11 protein-coding genes are annotated in these 18,049 nt (G+C 71.3%); 9 read left to right on the top strand and 2 right to left on the bottom strand.

From position 1 onward, the window contains the following. Positions 1-72: 72 nt before the first annotated feature. Together O5O46_RS18740 and hflX are read left to right on the top strand one after the other, a co-directional pair. The gene (locus O5O46_RS18740) at positions 73-1,518 is read left to right on the top strand and encodes a M1 family metallopeptidase (protein ID WP_269856627.1); all 1,446 of its coding nucleotides are present in this window, start codon (positions 73-75) and stop codon (positions 1,516-1,518) included. A gap of 135 nt (positions 1,519-1,653) precedes the next feature. Beyond that, positions 1,654-3,159: a GTPase HflX gene (gene hflX / locus O5O46_RS18735; RefSeq protein WP_269856626.1), complete on the top strand. Its 1,506-nt coding sequence runs from the start codon at positions 1,654-1,656 to the stop codon at positions 3,157-3,159. Between the two features lie 66 nt (positions 3,160-3,225). Here the strand turns inward: hflX and O5O46_RS18730 are convergent, their stop codons facing one another. Continuing rightward, entirely contained in the window at positions 3,226-4,362 is a 1,137-nt protein-coding gene (locus O5O46_RS18730) for a trypsin-like serine peptidase (RefSeq protein WP_269856625.1), read from the bottom strand. A gap of 352 nt (positions 4,363-4,714) precedes the next feature. On the opposite strand from O5O46_RS18730, the gene O5O46_RS18725 reads away from it, so the two are divergent. The 5 genes from O5O46_RS18725 to O5O46_RS18705 all read left to right on the top strand — a co-directional run bounded on the left by O5O46_RS18725 (position 4,715) and on the right by O5O46_RS18705 (position 12,891). Beyond that, entirely contained in the window at positions 4,715-6,109 is a 1,395-nt protein-coding gene (locus O5O46_RS18725) for a diaminobutyrate--2-oxoglutarate transaminase (RefSeq protein ID WP_269856669.1), read from the top strand. 232 nt (positions 6,110-6,341) lie between these two features. Beyond that, positions 6,342-8,252 carry an IucA/IucC family protein gene (locus O5O46_RS18720; protein ID WP_269856624.1) on the top strand — a complete coding sequence of 637 codons (1,911 nt, stop codon included), beginning with the start codon at positions 6,342-6,344 and terminating at the stop codon, positions 8,250-8,252. 27 nt (positions 8,253-8,279) lie between these two features. Next, positions 8,280-9,047 carry a GNAT family N-acetyltransferase gene (locus O5O46_RS18715; protein WP_269856623.1) on the top strand — a complete coding sequence of 256 codons (768 nt, stop codon included), beginning with the start codon at positions 8,280-8,282 and terminating at the stop codon, positions 9,045-9,047. 36 nt (positions 9,048-9,083) lie between these two features. Next, positions 9,084-10,838, top strand: coding sequence for an IucA/IucC family protein (locus O5O46_RS18710; RefSeq protein ID WP_269856622.1), 1,755 nt, complete (start codon positions 9,084-9,086; stop codon positions 10,836-10,838). 82 nt (positions 10,839-10,920) lie between these two features. After that, the gene (locus O5O46_RS18705; RefSeq protein WP_269856621.1) at positions 10,921-12,891 is read left to right on the top strand and encodes an ATP-dependent DNA helicase; all 1,971 of its coding nucleotides are present in this window, start codon (positions 10,921-10,923) and stop codon (positions 12,889-12,891) included. A gap of 101 nt (positions 12,892-12,992) precedes the next feature. On the opposite strand, the gene lexA is transcribed toward O5O46_RS18705, so the two are convergent. Next, entirely contained in the window at positions 12,993-13,763 is a 771-nt protein-coding gene (gene lexA / locus O5O46_RS18700) for a transcriptional repressor LexA (protein ID WP_269856620.1), read from the bottom strand. Between the two features lie 510 nt (positions 13,764-14,273). On the opposite strand from lexA, the gene nrdR reads away from it, so the two are divergent. Together nrdR and O5O46_RS18690 are read left to right on the top strand one after the other, a co-directional pair. After that, positions 14,274-14,873, top strand: a complete 600-nt coding sequence (gene nrdR / locus O5O46_RS18695) for a transcriptional regulator NrdR (RefSeq protein ID WP_269856619.1) — start codon at positions 14,274-14,276, stop codon at positions 14,871-14,873. A 201-nt stretch (positions 14,874-15,074) separates the two neighbouring features. Beyond that, the gene (locus O5O46_RS18690; protein ID WP_269856618.1) at positions 15,075-18,005 is read left to right on the top strand and encodes a vitamin B12-dependent ribonucleotide reductase; all 2,931 of its coding nucleotides are present in this window, start codon (positions 15,075-15,077) and stop codon (positions 18,003-18,005) included. Positions 18,006-18,049 lie beyond the last annotated feature (44 nt).

Genomic DNA, 18,049 nt, shown 5'->3' with positions numbered 1-18,049 from the left:
CTGGGGCCGATCGGGTGCGGAACCGGCCGCGCCGCCCGCGGACCCGACCGCCGCGCTGATAAGCGGTGGTCCATGTTCGCAACCACCGTCGGCCGGGCGGTCGTGGCCGCCGCCACCGTCCTCGCCCTGACCGGCGCCCAGCAGCCCGGCGCACCGGCGGTCGGCCGGGGCGACCGGCTCTATCCGGCGGTCGGCGATCCGAGCTACGACGCCACCGCCTACGACATCTCGCTCGACTACCACGGGCCAGGCCGGCCGCTGGACGCGGTCACCCGGATCCGGGCGCGCGCGCTGACCGCCCTGGACGGCTTCCAACTGGACTTCACGGGTGCGCGGGTGTCGTCGGTGCTGGTCGACGGGCGTCCGGCGCGGTTCACCCGACAGGGGGAGCGACTGCTGGTCACGCCCTGGCGGCAGATCCGCGCCCGTGAAGCCATGACCGTCACCATCACCCACACCAGCGACCCGCACGGCCTGCCGGGCGACGGCGGCTGGATCCGCACCAGAGACGGGCTGGCGATGGGCAACCAGCCGGAGTCCGCGCACCGCGTCTTCCCCTGCAACGACCACCCGTCCGACAAGGCCCGCTTCACCTTCCGGATCACCGCGCCGAACGGCATCACCGTCGTCGCCAACGGGCTCCCGCTGGGTGCCCCGCGCGTCTCCCCGGGCGGCACCACCTGGACGTACCGCACCGCGCACCCGATGGCCACCGAGCTGGCCCAGATCTCCATCGGGCGCTCCGCCGTCCTGCGGCACACCGGCCCCGAGGGCCTGCCGCTGCGCGATGTGGTGGCCGCCGCCGACCGAGACCGGCTGGCCGCCCGGCTGGCACTGACCCCCGGGCAGCTGACCTGGATGGAGGCGCAGGTCGGCCGCTACCCCTTCGAGACGTACGGGATCCTCGACGTCGACACCACGACCGGCTTCGAGCTGGAGACGCAGACCCTGTCCCTGTTCGAGCGGCGGGTCCTGCTCGCTCCCGAGCGCCTGGCCGCGCCGCTGATGGTGCACGAGCTGTCCCACCAGTGGTTCGGTGACAGCGTCACCCCCGCCGCCTGGTCCGACCTGTGGCTCAACGAGGGCCACGCCACCTGGTACGAGTGGCGCTACCGGGCGGAGAAGAGGTACGGGGCGTCGCTGGACCAGCAGGCCAGGAGCGCCTACCAGCGGGACGCCGCCAACCGCCGCCTCGCGGGCCCGCCCGCCCTGCCCAAGCCGCCCGCCCGTGACCAGCTGTCGATCTTCCGCGACAACGTGTACTCCGGCGGCGCCCTGGCCCTGTACGCACTGCGCCAGGAGATCGGCGACGCCGTGTTCCGGCGGCTGGAGCGAGTCTGGGTCACCGTGCACCGCGACGGCAACGCCTCCACCGCCGACTTCATCACCCTGGCCTCGCACGTCGCCGGACGCGACCTGTCCGGTTTCCTGCGCGGCTGGCTCTACGGCAAGACCACCCCGCCCATGCCCGGCCACCCCAAGTGGCGGCAGGGGGCGGCCCCGGCGAAACACACGTGACGTGGCCGCCGTACCGTGCGACCATCGAGGCGGCCGCCGTGGGAATCCTCCGGCCCCGCGCCGCGTTACCACATACGACGGACGGTCCCGGCCGCCCGGGCCGCAAACCATCATCTCCGTGACGCAAAGGAACAAATGACCAACTCCACTGCTCCCTCCTCGGCCCACGAGGCCGACCGCCAGCGCCTTTCCGAGAACCGTCGGGCCCACGCCCTGATGGACGAGGACACCGCATGGAGCCAGGAGATCGACGGGGAGCGGGACGGCGAGCAGTTCGACCGCTCGGACCGTGCTTCGCTGCGCCGCGTCGCGGGCCTGTCCACCGAGCTGGAGGACATCACCGAGGTCGAGTACCGGCAGCTGCGCCTGGAGCGCGTGGTGCTGGTCGGAGTGTGGACCGACGGCACGGTGGACGACGCCGACAACTCCCTGGCCGAGCTGGCCGCACTCGCCGAGACCGCGGGCGCCCTGGTCCTCGACGGAGTGATCCAGCGCCGCGACAAGCCCGACCCGGCCACCTACATCGGCTCCGGCAAGGCCCAGGAACTGCGCGACATCGTCGTGGAGACCGGCGCCGACACCGTGGTCTGCGACGGTGAGCTGAGCCCCGGCCAGCTGATCCACCTGGAAGACGTGGTCAAGGTCAAGGTGGTCGACCGCACCGCGCTGATCCTCGACATCTTCGCCCAGCACGCCAAGTCCCGAGAGGGCAAGGCGCAGGTCTCCCTGGCCCAGATGCAGTACATGCTGCCCAGGCTGCGCGGCTGGGGTCAGTCGCTGTCCCGGCAGATGGGTGGTGGTGGCTCCGGCTCGTCGGGCGGCGGCATGGCCACCCGTGGTCCCGGTGAGACCAAGATCGAGACGGACCGGCGGCGGATCCGCGAGAAGATGGCGAAGATGCGCCGGGAGATCGCGGAGATGAAGACCAGCCGCGATCTGAAGCGCAAGGAGCGCAAGCGCCACCAGGTCCCCTCGGTGGCCATCGCGGGCTACACCAACGCGGGCAAGTCCTCGCTGCTCAACCGGCTGACCGGGGCCGGCGTCCTGGTGGAGAACGCGCTGTTCGCCACCTTGGACCCGACCGTGCGACGGGCCGAGACGCCCAGCGGTCGGCTCTACACGCTCGCCGACACCGTCGGGTTCGTCCGGCATCTGCCGCACCACCTGGTCGAGGCGTTCCGCTCCACCATGGAGGAGGTCGCCGACGCCGACCTGATCCTGCACGTGGTGGACGGCTCGCACCCGGTCCCCGAGGAGCAGCTCGCCGCGGTGCGCGAGGTGTTCCGCGACGTCGGCGCGCTCGACGTGCCGGAGATCGTGGTGGTCAACAAGGCGGACGCGGCGGACCCGCTGGTCCTCCAGCGGCTGCTGCGCAACGAGAAGCACTCCATCGCGGTCTCCGCCCGCACCGGTCGCGGCATGGACGAGCTGCTGCGGCTGATCGACGACGAACTGCCCCGGCCCGCCGTACGGGTTGAGGCGCTCGTGCCGTACACGCACGGCGCGCTGGTCTCCCGGGTACACGCCAGCGGCGAGGTGCTCGCCGAGGAGCACACCGGCGAGGGCACGCTGCTCACCGCCCGGGTGCACGACGACCTCGCCGCCGAACTGGAGCCGTTCGCCCTCGCGGTCCAACGCTGAGCGCACTCCGGCACCGAGGCCCGCCAGCCCTTCCGGGGCGGCGGGCCTCAACTCGTGTGCCGCGTCCTACTGGTTGGCGAACTTCTGGCTGATCGCCTGGTAGACGCCCTGCGCCTCCGGGCCCAGGTGCGGTCCGGCCAGCCAGGTGTTGTCGGCCGGCCCGATGGAGGTGTTGGACACCAGCGCCACCTGGCCGTTCGGCATCTTGGCGAACCAGCCGCCGCCCGAGGAACCGCCGGTCATCGTGCAGCCCAGGCGGTACTCGGTCGGCATGCTCGGGTCCAGCGACAACCGGCCCGGCTTGCCCAGGCAGTCGAACATCTTCTGGCCGTCGTACGGTGCGGCCGCCGGGTAGCCCCAGGCGCCGACCGAGCTGAACTGGTTCACCGCCGGAGCGTTGAACCACACCGGCAGGGCCGCGCCCACCGTCTCCTGGAGGGACTTGCCGCCCGCGTTCTCCGGCTTCACGTGCAGCACCGCGAAGTCGTACGGGGAGCCGTAGCCGCCGGTCTCCGAACCCGTGGAGATCCACTGGCTGGAGGTCTGCGCCCAGTCCGCCCACCACACGCCGTACGGGGCGACCTCGCTCTGCGGGGCGGAGTTGACCTGCGAGGCGGGCAGGGCCTGGTCGTTGTAGGACGGCACGAAGGCGATGTTGCGGTACCAGCCGCCCTTGGCGCCCGCGTGCACACAGTGGCCCGCGGTCCACACCAGGTTGGACTTGCCCGGGTGCGCCGGGTCGTCGACCACCGTGCCGGAGCAGACGAACGAGCCCTGCGGGGTGTCGAAGAACACCTTGCCCACCGGTGCCGCGTTGTTGTGGTACGGCGTCTGCACCGCCTGCGCGGCCTTCGCCGCGGGCGCCGGGTCGGAGACCCCCCGGTCCTGGCCGATGCTGGTCGGAACCTCGTTCGGGCTGTCCTTCGCCTGGCTCATCCGGGACGGCTTCCACAGGTTCTTGATGACCGGGTTGATGAAGTCGGCCGCCTGGTGCGCCCAGTGGTCCCACTTCTTCCAGTCGCCCTGCTTCCACTTCTGCAGGTCCCGGGCGGGCAGCTTCGGTGTCGACTGCCCGGCCGGGGCGACCGACGCGCTCGGCTTGGCGTCGGCGTCGGGCTGGTTCGGGCCGCACGCGGTGGCCGACAGCGCGATGACCGCGGTGACGGCCGCCGTGGCGAGAGCGGACCGGCGGATGGCTGGCATTGGGTGTTCTCCCCCTGATGTCTCACGTCCGAGGACGTCAAGACGCTGATGTGTCCTTGTCATGCTCCGGCGTGGAGCGATGCACCATCATGCCGCTGCCGATGGGGACGGTTTACGGGGGGTGTGTGGTTCACCTGTGAAGGTTGGGGCCCCCGCCGTGGTGCGCCGTCCGACCGTCAAGGTCTCCCCAACGGCCGTTGCCAGCCGCCGCCCCGGGCGTTGACACGGGGAGGGAAACGCCCTCCGCGCACCCCAACGCCAACCTCCCAGGAGGACCCGTCCCGTGGCCGCAACGCCATCCACCGCCCTCGCCTCCGCGCCCACCCAGTCCGCCGAGCGGCTCGCAACTGCGCTGCCCGGCAACGGAGTCGAGGGCGGTGGCGGCGGCGAGGCCGAGGGCATCCTGCGGCGGCAGGCGGCACGCGAGTCGGCGGCGCGCACCTACGCCCGGTCACTGCCGATCGTGCCGGTACGGGCCCGCGGCATGACCATCGAGGGCGCCGACGGCCGACGCTACCTCGACTGCCTCGCCGGCGCTGGGACGTTGGCGCTCGGCCACAACCACCCGGTGGCGCTGGAGGCGATCCGCTCGGTACTGGACTCCGGTGCGCCGCTGCACGTCCTGGACCTCGCCACCCCCATCAAGGACGCCTTCACCACCGCCCTGTTGGAGACCCTGCCGCCGGAACTCGCCGACCACGCGCGGATCCAGTTCTGCGGCCCGGCCGGTACCGACGCGGTGGAGGCCGCGCTCAAGCTGGTGCGCACCGCCACCGGACGCGGCGGACTGCTCGCCTTCTCCGGCGCGTACCACGGGATGACCTCCGCCGCGCTCGCCGCCACCGGCGACACCGCCGCCCGGGCCACCGTCGGCGACGCCGACGCCCGGGTGACCCGGCTGCCCTACCCGTACGACTACCGCTGCCCGTTCGGCGTCGGCGGGACCGGGGGCGCCGAGCTGTCGGCGCGCTGGACGGCCAGCCTGCTGGACGACCCCAAGGGAGGCGTGCAGCCGCCCGCCGGGATGGTCGTGGAAGCGGTACAGGGCGAGGGCGGAGTGATCCCCGCCCCCGACAACTGGCTGCGCCGGATGCGGGAGATCACCGAGCGACGCGGCATCCCGCTGATCGTCGACGAGGTGCAGACCGGGGTGGGCCGCACCGGCGCCTTCTGGGCGGTGGAACACAGCGGGATCGTGCCGGACGTCATGGTGCTGTCCAAGGCCATCGGCGGCAGCCTGCCGCTCGCCGTGATCGTCTATCGCGCGGAACTCGACGCCTGGCAGCCAGGAGCACACGCCGGAACGTTTCGCGGGAACCAGCTCGCCATGGCGGCGGGCATGGCCACCCTGCGCTACGTACAGGAGAACCGGCTGGCCGAACGGGCCGCCACGGTGGGCGCCCGGATGCTCACCCGGCTGCGCGGCCTCGCCGCCCACCACGCCTGCATCGGCGACGTACGCGGACGCGGCCTGATGATCGGCGTCGAGCTGGTCGACGCCGACGCCGACCGCGACGAGTACGGCGCACTGCCCGCCGCCCCCCAACTCGCCACCGCCGTACGGACCGAGGCACTGCGCCGAGGACTGATCGTGGAACTCGGCGGACGGCACGGCAGCGTGGTGCGGCTGCTGCCACCGCTGACCATCACCGACGAGCAGACCGAGGCGGTGCTCGACCGGCTGACCGACGCCATCGCCGCCGCCGACCGGCTGGCCCGCAAGGCGAAGGCGAGCGGCGCGAAATGAATCGCGGCCGGTGCGCGGTGCCGAGAACGCGCCGGGAGCACGCGGAGCGCGAGACGCGCGCCCGGATCACAGGGCAGGCGGTCGCGCACCCAGTGATCCCAAACCGGGGCATCGCACCCGCCCGGGGTGGGGTAACCCTCCGTCGTACCTCGCGCCGCCCCACCGGACGGCGTACCGCCGACCACCGCTCCCAGGCCGTCCCACCGTCGTCCACCCCCCACGGAGCACAGCGATGACCTCCCACCCGCCCCTGGCCGACGCCACGCCCGACGCCACCCCGCCGGGCCCCGCCCGCGGCCCCGCCATCCCGTCCGCGCCCCGCCGGGCCGACGCCGAACCGGCGGACCACGCCGAGACCGGCCACTTCGACGCCGAGCACAACGGTGTGCCGCACACCGGGCCGCGGGACACCGACCCGCTGGAGCAGCGGGACGCCTACGCCACCGCCAACCACGCCGGCCTGGAGAGCCTGTTGCGCTGCTGGGCGCGGGAGACCGGCGGCACCCCGGACCCGGACGGCACACTGCGGATCCCGCTCACCTCGACCGGCGTCACGCTCCATGTCCCGGTACGGCACTGGTCCGCGGTCGGCACCCACCGCTTCGGCCCGCCCGCCATGCCGTCCGGGGCGCCGGTGGACGCCGTCACCCTCGCCGTACTGCTCGCCCGGGAGACCGGCGCCGCGGCCGAGGAGGCCGCCGACCTGGCCGCCCGGGTCGCCGACTCGGTGGGCCGCACCGCGGTCTTCGTGGACGACCGGCGGGCCAACCCGACCGCACCGCCCGGCACCCCGCCGTTCCTGGAAGCCGAACAGTCGCTGCTGCTCGGCCATCCGCTGCACCCCACCCCCAAGAGCCGCCAGGACCTGTCCGGCGCGGAGGCCCGCGTCTACTCGCCGGAGACCCGCGGCGCGTATCCGCTGCACTGGATGGCCGTCGACCGCTCGGTGCTGGCCACCGACTCCGCCTGGACCGACCGCGGCCGCTCCATCCCCGCCGACCGCGTCACCGCCCGACTGGCCGGAAAGGGACTCAGGCTGCCGCCCGGCACCGTGGCCCTGCCGCTGCACCCCTGGCAGGCACGCGAAGTACGGCACCGCCCCCGGGTGCGCCAACTCCTCGACGCCGGACTGCTGCACGACCTCGGCCCGTACGGCGACCACTGGCATCCGACCTCCTCCATCCGTACCGTCTACCGGCCCGACGCGCCCGCGATGCTCAAGCTCTCGCTCGCCGTGCGGATCACCAACTCCCGCCGGGAGAACCTCCGCAAGGAACTCGTCCGCGGCGTGGAGGTCCACCGGCTGCTGCGCAGCGGACTCGCCCAGCAGTGGCACGCCAACCACCCCGGCTTCGACATCGTGCGCGACCCGGCATGGCTCGCCGTCGACACACCCGACGGCGAACCCGTTCCCGGCCTCGACGTCGTACTGCGCCACGTCTCGTTCGGCGCGCAGGACGACATCAACTGCCTTGCCGGGCTGACCTCTCCGCGCCCCTGGCCCGGCTGCCCGCCGACGCTCGCCCGCTCCCGACTCGCCGACATCGTCGCCCGGCTCGCCGCCCGTACCGGCAGGACCGGCCCGGCCGTGGCCACCGAGTGGTTCCTGCGCTATCTGCACACCGTGGTCGGCCCCGTGCTCTGGCTGGACGGTCAGGCCGGTGTGGCACTCGAAGCCCACCAGCAGAACACCCTCGTCCTGCTGGACGCCGACGGCTGGCCCACCGGCGGACGCTACCGCGACAACCAGGGCTACTACTTCCGCGAGTCCCGGCGTGCCGAACTCGGTCGGCGGCTGCCGGGCATCGGCACCGCCAGCGAGACCTTCGTCGCCGACGAGGTGGCGGACGAGCGGTTCGCCTACTACCTCGGTATCAACAACGCCCTGGGTCTCATCGGCGCGTTCGGCGCCCAGCGGCTCGCTGACGAACAGGTGCTGCTCGCCGCCTTCCGGCGCTTCCTCGTACAGGCCGCCAAGGACAGCGGCTCCACGCTCCCGGAGCGGCTGCTGCACGCGACCACCCTGCGCTGCAAGGCCAACCTCCTCACCCGCCTGCACGGCCTGGACGAACTCGTGGGCCCGGTCGACACCCAGTCCGTATACGTCACCATCCCCAACCCCCTTGCCGTACCAGCGGCGTGACACTCCAGGAGAGGAGGGGCGCCACCGATGCCGCCCACCGACTCCAGTACCAACACCGACGTCAGTGCCAGTATCGACGCCACCACTGACAACCGCCCCGCAACGACCACCGGCAGCGGCGACGACACCCTGGACCTCACCCTGGACTCCGACGCCGTCGACCTGGTCATCCCGCCCAGCGTCCCGGCGGCGGGAGCGGGCTCGCTGACCAGGAGCCTGGTCGACGACCTGCTCGACGACATCAGCGGCTGGGGCCCGGTCAACACCCCTCGCGGCGTCTTCCAACTCGTCCCGGTGGTCCCCGACCGTGACGTGCCCATCATCACGCGGTGGATGAACGATCCGGCGGTCGACGAGTTCTGGCAACTCGCCGGACCCGAGGAGACCACCCGCCGCCATCTGCGCACCCAACTCGACGCAGACGGCCGAAGCCGACCCTGCCTCGGCGTCCTGGACGGCACCCCCATGAGCTACTGGGAGGTCTACCGCGCCGACCTCGACCCCGTCGCCCGCTACTACCCGTCCCGTCCCCATGACACCGGCATCCACCTGCTCATCGGCAAGGTCGCCGACCGCGGACGGGGCCTGGGCACCGCCCTGCTGCGCGCCGTCGCCGACCACATCCTCGACCACCGACCAGCCTGCGCCCGGGTCATCGCCGAACCCGACCTGCGCAACACCCCGTCCGTCGCCGCGTTCCTCGGCGCCGGATTCCGCTTCGCCGCCGAACTCGAACTGCGCGACAAACGCGCGGCGTTGATGATCCGCGACCGGGCGCTGCGCCATCTGCTGTGACCGCAACCGCCACTCCCTCGTCCCAGGAGCCGCTTCGTGCTATACCGTCCCGCAGAACTCGACCCTGGAATCTGGATCCGCGTCGCCCGCCGTCTGCTCGCCAAGATGATCGGCGAGTTCTGCTACGAGGAGGTGCTCACCCCGATCCCCCAGGACGAAGCGGGCGGCTACCGGCTGGACCTGGCGGACGGCGTCACCTACCACTTCCAGGCCCGCCGCGGAGCCTACGGAAGCTGGCGGGTCGACCCGCGGTCGCTCACCCCCACCGGCGACCCGCTGCACTTCCTCACCCACGCACACCGCCAGCTCGGCATCACCGGTGACACCCTCGGCCACCTGGTACGCGAACTCAACGCCACACTGATCGCCGACGCCAGGCTGGACGCCGTAGCGCTCGACGCCGGCGAACTGGCCGACCTGGACTACGCCGAGTTGGAGGGCAGGCAGACCGGCCACCCCTGGATCGTGGTCAACAAGGGCCGCCTCGGCTTCTCCGCCAGCGACGCCGACCGCTGGACCCCGGAGGCCCGCCGCGCCCAGCCGCTGCCGTGGATCGCGGTGCGCACCACCCTCGCCGCCTACCGCGGCGTACCGTCGCTGAGCGGCCCCGAGCGGCTCTACTCCCGCGAACTGGACGAACCGGTACGCGAGTTGTTCGCCCGTACGCTGCGCGAGCGCGGCCTGATGCCCGAGGACTACCTCTACCTGCCGGTGCACCCGTGGCAGTGGGACGAGACCGTCCTGCCGCTGTTCGCCTCCTCCATCGCCGCCGACGACATCGTCCCACTGCCCACCGACGGCGATCTGCGGCTGCCGCAGCAGTCCATCCGCACCTTCCTCAACACCAGCCGCCCCGACCGGCACACCGTCAAACTGCCGCTGTCCATCCTCAACACCCTCGTCTGGCGCGGACTGCCCACCGAACGCACCCTCGCCGCGCCCGCCGTCACCTCCTGGGTGCACGCGGTGCGCGACGCCGACCCGTTCCTGCGCGACGACTGCCGGGTGATCCTGCTGGGCGAGGTCGCCTCCGTCGCCGTCGACCACCCCGTCTACCGCCGGCTGCCGGAAGTCCCCTACCAGTACAAGGAGTTGCTCGGCGCCATCTGGCGCGAACCGCTCACCGGACACCTCGACCCCGGTGAGCGCGCCCGCACCCTCGCCGCGCTGATCCACACCGACCCCGAGGGGCGGTCCTTCACCGCGGAACTCGTCCGCCGCTCCGGACTCGCCCCGCACACCTGGCTGCGCCGCCTGTTCGCCGCCCTGCTGCCGCCGCTGCTGCACTTCCTCTACCAGTACGGAACGGTCTTCTCCCCGCACGGCGAGAACGCCATCGTCGTCTTCGACGAGGACGACGTACCGGTCCGGCTGGCGATCAAGGACTTCGTGGACGACATCAACATCAGCGCCGAACCCCTACCGGAACACCGCACCATGCCCGACGCGGTACGGGAGGTGCTGCTCACCGAACCACCCACGTTCCTCACCCAGTTCATCCACTCCGGCCTGTTCGTCGGCGTCTTCCGCTACCTCGCCCCGCTGTGCGAGGACCAACTCGGCGTTCCCGAGGACGAGTTCTGGGGGCTGGTGCGCGACGAGGTGCTGCGCCACCAGGACCGCTTCCCCGAGCTGAAGGAGCGTTTCGTGACCTTCGACCTGCTCACCCCGCGCATCGACCGGCTCTGCCTGAACCGCAACCGGCTGCACCTCGACGGCTACCGCGACCGGCCGCAGCGCCCGCACGCCGCCGTCCACGGGACCGTGCCCAACCCGCTGTACGCGCTGTGACCGGTGCGGTTCGCGGAGTGTCCGGCGGTGCCGCCGGTTTCCGGGACCGTTGTCAGTGGCGGCACGTAGGGTGGGTACTCCTATGAGCAAGCCCGACCTCACCGAACTGCTGCACGCCGCCGTCACCGCCGTGGGCGGTGTGGAGCGCCCCGGCCAGGTCGCCATGGCCCAGGCCGTGGCGACCGCCGTGGACGACGGCACCCATCTGCTGGCCCAGGCCGGGACCGGTACCGGAAAGTCCCTCGGCTACCTGGTCCCGGCGCTGGCACACGGCGAGCCGGTGGTGGTGGCCACCGCGACCCTCGCCCTCCAGCGCCAGCTGGTCGAGCGCGACCTGCCGCGCACCGTGGCCGCGCTCGGCCCCCTGCTGCGCCGCGAACCGCAGTTCGCGATGCTCAAGGGCCGCTCGAACTACCTGTGCCTGCACCGGGTGCACGAGGGCGTGCCCAGTGACGAGGAAGACGGCCTGTTCGACCCCATGGAGCAGATGGGCGGGCCCACCAGCAAGCTCGGCAAGGACCTGGTGCGGCTGCGGGACTGGGCCGACGAGACCGAGACCGGGGACCGCGACGCGCTCAGCCCCGGTGTCTCCGACCGTGCCTGGTCCCAGGTCTCGGTCACCTCCCGGGAGTGCCTGGGCGCCACCAAGTGCCCTTACGGCGCCGAGTGCTTCGCCGAGGCCGCTCGGGAGCGGGCCAAACTGGCCGATGTCGTGGTCACCAACCACGCGCTGCTGGCCATCGACGCCATCGAGGGCGCCCCGGTGCTGCCCAGCCATGAGGTACTGATCGTCGACGAGGCCCATGAACTGGTCTCCCGGGTCACCGGGGTGGCCACCGGCGAGCTGACCCCGGGCGGCGTCAACCGCGCCGTGAAGCGGTCCGCCAAACTGGTCAACGAGAAGGCCGCGGACGCGCTGCTGACCGCCGCCGAGGGCTTCGAGCGGGTCATGGAGCTGGCGCTGCCCGGCCGCCTGGAGGAGATCCCGGAGGACCTGGCGTATGTGCTGGCCGCGCTGCGGGACGCCTGCCGCCAGGTGATCACTTCGCTGGGCGAGGTGCGCGACCGTTCGGTGGCGGACGAGGACGCGGTGCGCAAGCAGGCGCTGGCGTCGATCGAGAACGTGCACGGGGTGGCCGAGCGGCTGCTGGAGGAGTCGGAGTACGACGTGGTCTGGTGCGAGCGGCACGACCGCTTCGGCGCCTCGCTGCGGGTCGCGCCGCTGTCGGTCTCCGGGCTGCTGCGCGAGAAGCTGTTCGCCGAGCGTTCGGTGGTGCTGACCTCGGCCACCCTCAAGCTCGGGGGCGACTTCAACGGGGTGGCGGCCTCACTGGGCCTGGCCCCGGAGGGTACCGGGGGCGACGATATGCCCGTGTGGCAGGGGATCGACGTCGGGTCGCCCTTCGACTACCGCAAGCAGGGCATCCTCTACGTCGCCAAGCACCTGGCGACACCGGGGCGCGAGGGCAGCCGCACCGACATGCTGGACGAACTCGCCGAACTGATCGAGGCGGCCGGCGGCCGGACGCTGGGGCTGTTCTCCTCTATGCGGGCCGCCCAGGCGGCGGCCGAGGCGCTGCGCGGCCGACTGGACTTCCCGATCCTGCTGCAGGGCGAGGAGACGCTCGGGGAACTGATCCGCACTTTCGCCGATGACGCCGGCACGTGTTTGTTCGGCACGCTGTCGCTGTGGCAGGGCGTGGATGTTCCTGGTTCCAATTGCCAACTCGTGGTGATGGACAGAATTCCGTTCCCGCGCCCTGACGATCCGCTGATGAGCGCCAGGCAAAAGGCCGTTGAGGAAAACGGTGGTAACGGGTTTATGGCGGTGGCCGCCACTCACGCGGCGCTGCTGATGGCGCAGGGGGCGGGCCGGCTGATCCGTGCCACCGGTGACCGTGGTGTGGTCGCGGTGCTCGATCCGCGGCTGGCCACGGCCCGGTACGGGGGGTTCCTGCGGGCCTCGATGCCGGAGTTCTGGTACACCACGGACCGCAACCAGGTGCGCCGGTCGCTGGCGGCCATCGCGGCGGCGGCCGAAGCGACGGGCTGAGGGCGGTCCGGGGCGCGGAGCCCGGCGGGAGTGCCGACACGGCGGGACCCCGGAACCGTGCTGGGTTCCGGGGTCCGGGTCGTGTCGTTCGGCCGGGTCGTTCAGACCCGGCGCAGTACGGCCACCACCTTGCCGAGGATGGTCGCCTCGTCGCCGGGGATCGGCTGGTAGGCGGCGTTGTGCGGCAGCAGCCACACATGCCCGTTCTCCCGCTTGAAGCGCTTGACGGTGGCCTCGCCGTCAAGCATCGCGGCCACGATGTCCCCGTTCTCGGCGACGGGCTGGCGGCGTACCGTGACCCAGTCGCCGTCGCAGATGGCCGCCTCGATCATCGAGTCACCCACCACCTTGAGCACGAACAGGTCGCCGTCACCGACCAGTTGGCGGGGGAGCGGGAAGACGTCCTCCACCGACTCCTCGGCCAGGATCGGCCCACCGGCCGCGATCCGGCCCACCAGCGGCACATAGGATGCGGAGGGCTTGCCGGTGGTGTCCGTGGGCTGCGAGTGCGGGGCGTCGGAACCGCGCACCTCGTAGGCGCGGGGGCGGTGCGGATCGCGCCGTAGGAACCCCTTCCGCTCCAGCGCCATCAGCTGGTGGGCCACTGAGGACGTGCTGGACAGGCCGACGGCCTGACCGATCTCCCGCATCGACGGGGGATAGCCGCGGCGCTGCACCGAATCCCGGATGACCTCGATGACCCGGCGCTGCCGATCGGTGAGGCCGGAGCTGTCGGCCCTGATGCCCGGCGGGCGGCCGGGCAGCGAGCGTCCTGGCTTGGGAGTGTCGTCGTTCATCACGTTCATCGGATCGAGCCGGTCCTGGGAGCGGTCCTGGGCGCTGATGGTCGCGCTGTCTGCGGTCGTGGTCACGGCGGCCCCTCTCTGGTGTTCTCCCTAGTGAGACAACGGTAGTTGCTTTCGAAAGGTTGCGCCAAACACACGTTCGAGTGAAAATTTATGATTCACCTGTCGTGATCAAGTTATTGGGTGTATAGGCCGGAATTTGGCCATGTCAGGCGGCCCGCCGCCGGATTCCGGCCCGGGCCGCCCGGCGCCGCGCACCGTACCCCACCGTCGTCCGCGTGGCACCCAGCGTGACACCCGGGGCCGCGCGCACACCGTACCCGGGCTTCACGTAGGCTCGCAGGCGCCGCGCCGCCGCGACACGCGAGCACGGCACATTGACCCCCGGCACCAGATCTAGTGGTTTGATGGGGGACAGCCACCTACAAGTTGTGGTTCCCGCGGTCTTCGCGGCCCCAGGGATCGCCTATGCTTGAGGCTGCTTCGCGGGACCCAACAGGCCGTGCGAAGCGATGTTTTTCCATATCCGCGCGACGGTCGTCCGTGTGCGGACATCAGGGTGAGGAGGGAGAGGACATGCACTGCCCCTTCTGCAGGCACCCAGACAGCCGCGTGGTCGACAGCCGCACCACCGACGACGGAACCTCGATCCGGCGGCGACGCCAGTGCCCCGACTGCGGTCGGCGGTTCACCACGGTCGAGACCGCGTCCCTGATGGTGATCAAGCGCAGCGGAGTGACCGAGCCCTTCAGCCGGGACAAGGTCATCGCCGGGGTGCGCAAGGCGTGCCAGGGCCGCCCGGTCACCGAGGACGCGCTGGCCCAGCTCGGCCAACGCGTCGAGGAGGCCGTCCGGGCCACCGGAAGCGCCGAACTGTCCACCCACGACGTGGGACTGGCGATACTCGGCCCGCTCCAGGACCTCGACCTCGTCGCCTACCTGCGGTTCGCCTCGGTCTACCGGGCCTTCGACTCGCTCGACGACTTCGAGGCGGCCATCAACGAGCTACGGGCGGGCGGCGCCGCCGGGGCCGCCCCGGCCCCCTGTGCCACCCGGCCACCGGCCGACAGCCCAGGTCAGCGGTCCGGGGAACCCCGTGCCCCGCGGTCGGCGGACGCCCGAGGCACCGACGGGGGCGCGGCCGTCCCCGTCCCATCCGGCCCGGCCTCGCCCTGAGGCCGGGCGGCCCGGCGCGCCCCCACCGGGCGCCCGCGGCCCTGCCCCCAGGGGGACACGCGGCGCGGCGTACCGCGGGACCGCGACACACAGCAGGACACAGACTTCGTCCGGTGCCACGGGCGCCGAGGCGGCAGACAACACCGTGCGGCGGGAAGAACCGTGGCACTTCAGGGCGTTTTGCCCGTATAGGGAGGCGGCATGACAGAGACGACGAGCGGCTCGGCACGTAGCTCTCGCTCCAAGGACGGAAACGCTGAGAAGGCCGAAAAGGCAGTGAAGACCACCAGGACCGCCAAGCCCGGCAAGGGCCTGCGGATCGAGCGCATCCACACCACTCCTGGTACGCACCCGTACGACGAGGTGGTCTGGGAGCGCCGCGACGTCGTCATGACCAACTGGCGCGACGGCTCGGTCAACTTCGAGCAGCGCGGCGTGGAGTTCCCCGACTTCTGGTCGGTGAACGCGGTCAACATCGTCACCAGCAAGTACTTCCGTGGCGCCGTCGGCTCCGCCAGCCGTGAGAACAGCCTCAAGCAGCTCATCGACCGCGTGGTGAAGACCTACCGCGCCGCGGGCGAGGAGCACGGCTACTTCGCCTCCCCCGCGGACGCAGAGATCTTCGAGCACGAGCTGGCCTATGCCCTGCTGCACCAGATCTTCAGCTTCAACTCCCCGGTGTGGTTCAACGTCGGCACCGCCCAGCCGCAGCAGGTGTCGGCCTGCTTCATCCTCTCCGTCGACGACTCGATGGACTCGATCCTCGACTGGTACAAGGAAGAGGGGATGATCTTCAAGGGCGGCTCCGGCGCCGGCCTGAACCTCTCCCGCATCCGCTCCTCCAAGGAACTGCTCTCCTCCGGCGGCAACGCCTCCGGCCCGGTGTCCTTCATGCGCGGCGCCGACGCCTCGGCAGGAACGATCAAGTCCGGTGGCGCGACCCGCCGTGCGGCCAAGATGGTCGTGCTGGACGTGGACCACCCGGACGTCGAGGCCTTCATCGAGACCAAGGTGAAGGAGGAGGAGAAGATCCGCGCGCTGCGCGACGCGGGCTTCGACATGGACCTCGGCGGCGAGGACATCACCTCCGTCCAGTACCAGAACGCCAACAACTCGGTCCGGGTGAACGACGAGTTCATGAAGGCCGTGGAGAACGGTGAGAAGTTCGGCCTGCGCGCCCGGCTCACCGGCGAGGTCATCGAGGAGGTCGACGCGAAGAGCCTGTTCCGCAAGCTGGCCGAGGCCGCCTGGGCCTGCGCCGACCCCGGCATCCAGTACGACGACGTCATCAACCACTGGCACACCTCGCCGGAGTCGGGCCGGATCACCGCCTCGAACCCGTGCAGCGAGTACATGCACCTGGACAACTCCTCGTGCAACCTGGCCTCGTTGAACCTGATGAAGTTCCTGCGCGACGACGACCAGGGCAACCAGAGCTTCGACGCCGAGCGCTTCGCCAAGGTGGTCGAGCTGGTCATCACCGCGATGGACATCTCCATCTGCTTCGCCGACTTCCCCACCCAGAAGATCGGCGAGACCACCCGCGCCTTCCGCCAGCTGGGCATCGGCTACGCCAACCTCGGCGCCCTGCTGATGGCCACCGGCCACGCCTACGACAGCGATGGCGGCCGTGCCCTGGCAGGTGCCATCACCTCGTTGATGACCGGTACCTCCTACCGGCGCTCCGCCGAACTGGCCGCGGTCGTCGGCCCGTACGACGGCTACGCCCGCAACGCCGACGCCCACAAGCGCGTCATGAAGCAGCACGCGGACGCCAACGCCGTCGCCACGCGCATGGACGACCTGGACACCCCGGTGTGGGCCGCGGCGACCGAGGCCTGGCAGGACGTGATCCGGCTCGGCGAGAAGAACGGTTTCCGCAATGCGCAGGCGAGCGTGCTGGCGCCTACCGGCACCATCGGCCTGATGATGGACTGCGACACCACCGGTGTCGAGCCGGACCTGGCGCTGGTGAAGTTCAAGAAGCTGGTCGGCGGCGGGTCGATGCAGATCGTGAACAACACCGTGCCCAAGGCCCTCAAGCGGCTCGGCTACCAGCCGGAGCAGGTCGAGGCGATCGTCGCGCACATCGCAGAGCACGGCAACGTCATCGACGCCCCGGGCCTGAAGCCGCAGCACTACGAGGTCTTCGACTGCGCCATGGGCGAGCGGGCCATCTCGCCGATGGGCCACGTCCGGATGATGGCGGCCGCCCAGCCGTTCCTGTCCGGCGCCATCTCCAAGACCGTGAACATGCCGGAGTCCGCCACCGTCGAGGAGATCGAGGAGATCTACTTCGAGGGCTGGAAGCTGGGCCTGAAGGCGCTGGCCATCTACCGCGACAACTGCAAGGTGGGCCAGCCGCTCTCGGCGAAGAAGAAGGAAGAGGAGAAGAAGGCCGGGCAGGCCACCGCCCCGGCCGAGGTGGAGAAGGTCGTCGAGTACCGCCCGGTCCGCAAGCGGCTGCCGAAGGGCCGTCCGGGACTGACCACGTCCTTCACGGTGGGCGGCGCCGAGGGCTACATGACCGCCAACTCCTACCCGGACGACGGTCTCGGCGAGGTCTTCCTGAAGATGTCCAAGCAGGGCTCGACCCTCGCGGGCATGATGGACGCCTTCTCCATCGCCGTGTCCGTCGGCCTGCAGTACGGCGTGCCGCTGGAGACCTACGTCTCGAAGTTCACCAACATGCGCTTCGAGCCGGCCGGTCTGACCGACGACCCGGACGTGCGGATGGCGCAGTCGATCGTCGACTACATCTTCCGCCGCCTGGCGCTGGACTTCCTGCCCTTCGAGACCCGTTCCGCGCTCGGCATCCACTCCGCCGAGGAGCGTCAGCGGCACCTGGACACCGGCTCCTACGAGCCGGAGGGCGAGGACGTGGACGTCGAGGGCCTGGCCCAGTCGGCGCCCCGCCAGGTGGAGCCGCCCAAGCAGTCCCCGGCCCGCGGCACCCAGGACGCGGCCGAGCAGCCGTCGCCCCGGCTGGCGCACAACTCCACGGAACTGCTGGAGATCCAGCAGGGCCTGAACGCCGACGCACCGCTGTGCTTCTCCTGCGGCACCAAGATGCGCCGCGCGGGCAGCTGCTACGTGTGCGAGGGCTGCGGCTCGACCAGCGGGTGCAGCTGACACCGCTGAGTGAGGCATGAGGCGGGGCGCGGACTGGAAGGTCC

The sequence above is a fragment of the Streptomyces sp. RPT161 genome, from assembly GCF_027533845.1.
GTDB lineage: Bacteria > Actinomycetota > Actinomycetes > Streptomycetales > Streptomycetaceae > Streptantibioticus_A > Streptantibioticus_A silvisoli_A.
Note: the sequence above shows the minus strand (reverse complement) of the source record. Positions and strands in the feature narration are given on the sequence as shown.

Coding starts and splice junctions, on each gene's coding strand:
- O5O46_RS18740 (WP_269856627.1), top strand. CDS start 73: ATGTTCGCAACCACCGTCGGCCGGGCGGTCGTGGCCGCCGCCACCGTC.
- hflX (WP_269856626.1), top strand. CDS start 1,654: ATGACCAACTCCACTGCTCCCTCCTCGGCCCACGAGGCCGACCGCCAG.
- O5O46_RS18730 (WP_269856625.1), bottom strand. CDS start 4,362: ATGCCAGCCATCCGCCGGTCCGCTCTCGCCACGGCGGCCGTCACCGCG.
- O5O46_RS18720 (WP_269856624.1), top strand. CDS start 6,342: ATGACCTCCCACCCGCCCCTGGCCGACGCCACGCCCGACGCCACCCCG.
- O5O46_RS18715 (WP_269856623.1), top strand. CDS start 8,280: ATGCCGCCCACCGACTCCAGTACCAACACCGACGTCAGTGCCAGTATC.
- O5O46_RS18705 (WP_269856621.1), top strand. CDS start 10,921: ATGAGCAAGCCCGACCTCACCGAACTGCTGCACGCCGCCGTCACCGCC.
- nrdR (WP_269856619.1), top strand. CDS start 14,274: ATGCACTGCCCCTTCTGCAGGCACCCAGACAGCCGCGTGGTCGACAGC.
- O5O46_RS18690 (WP_269856618.1), top strand. CDS start 15,075: ATGACAGAGACGACGAGCGGCTCGGCACGTAGCTCTCGCTCCAAGGAC.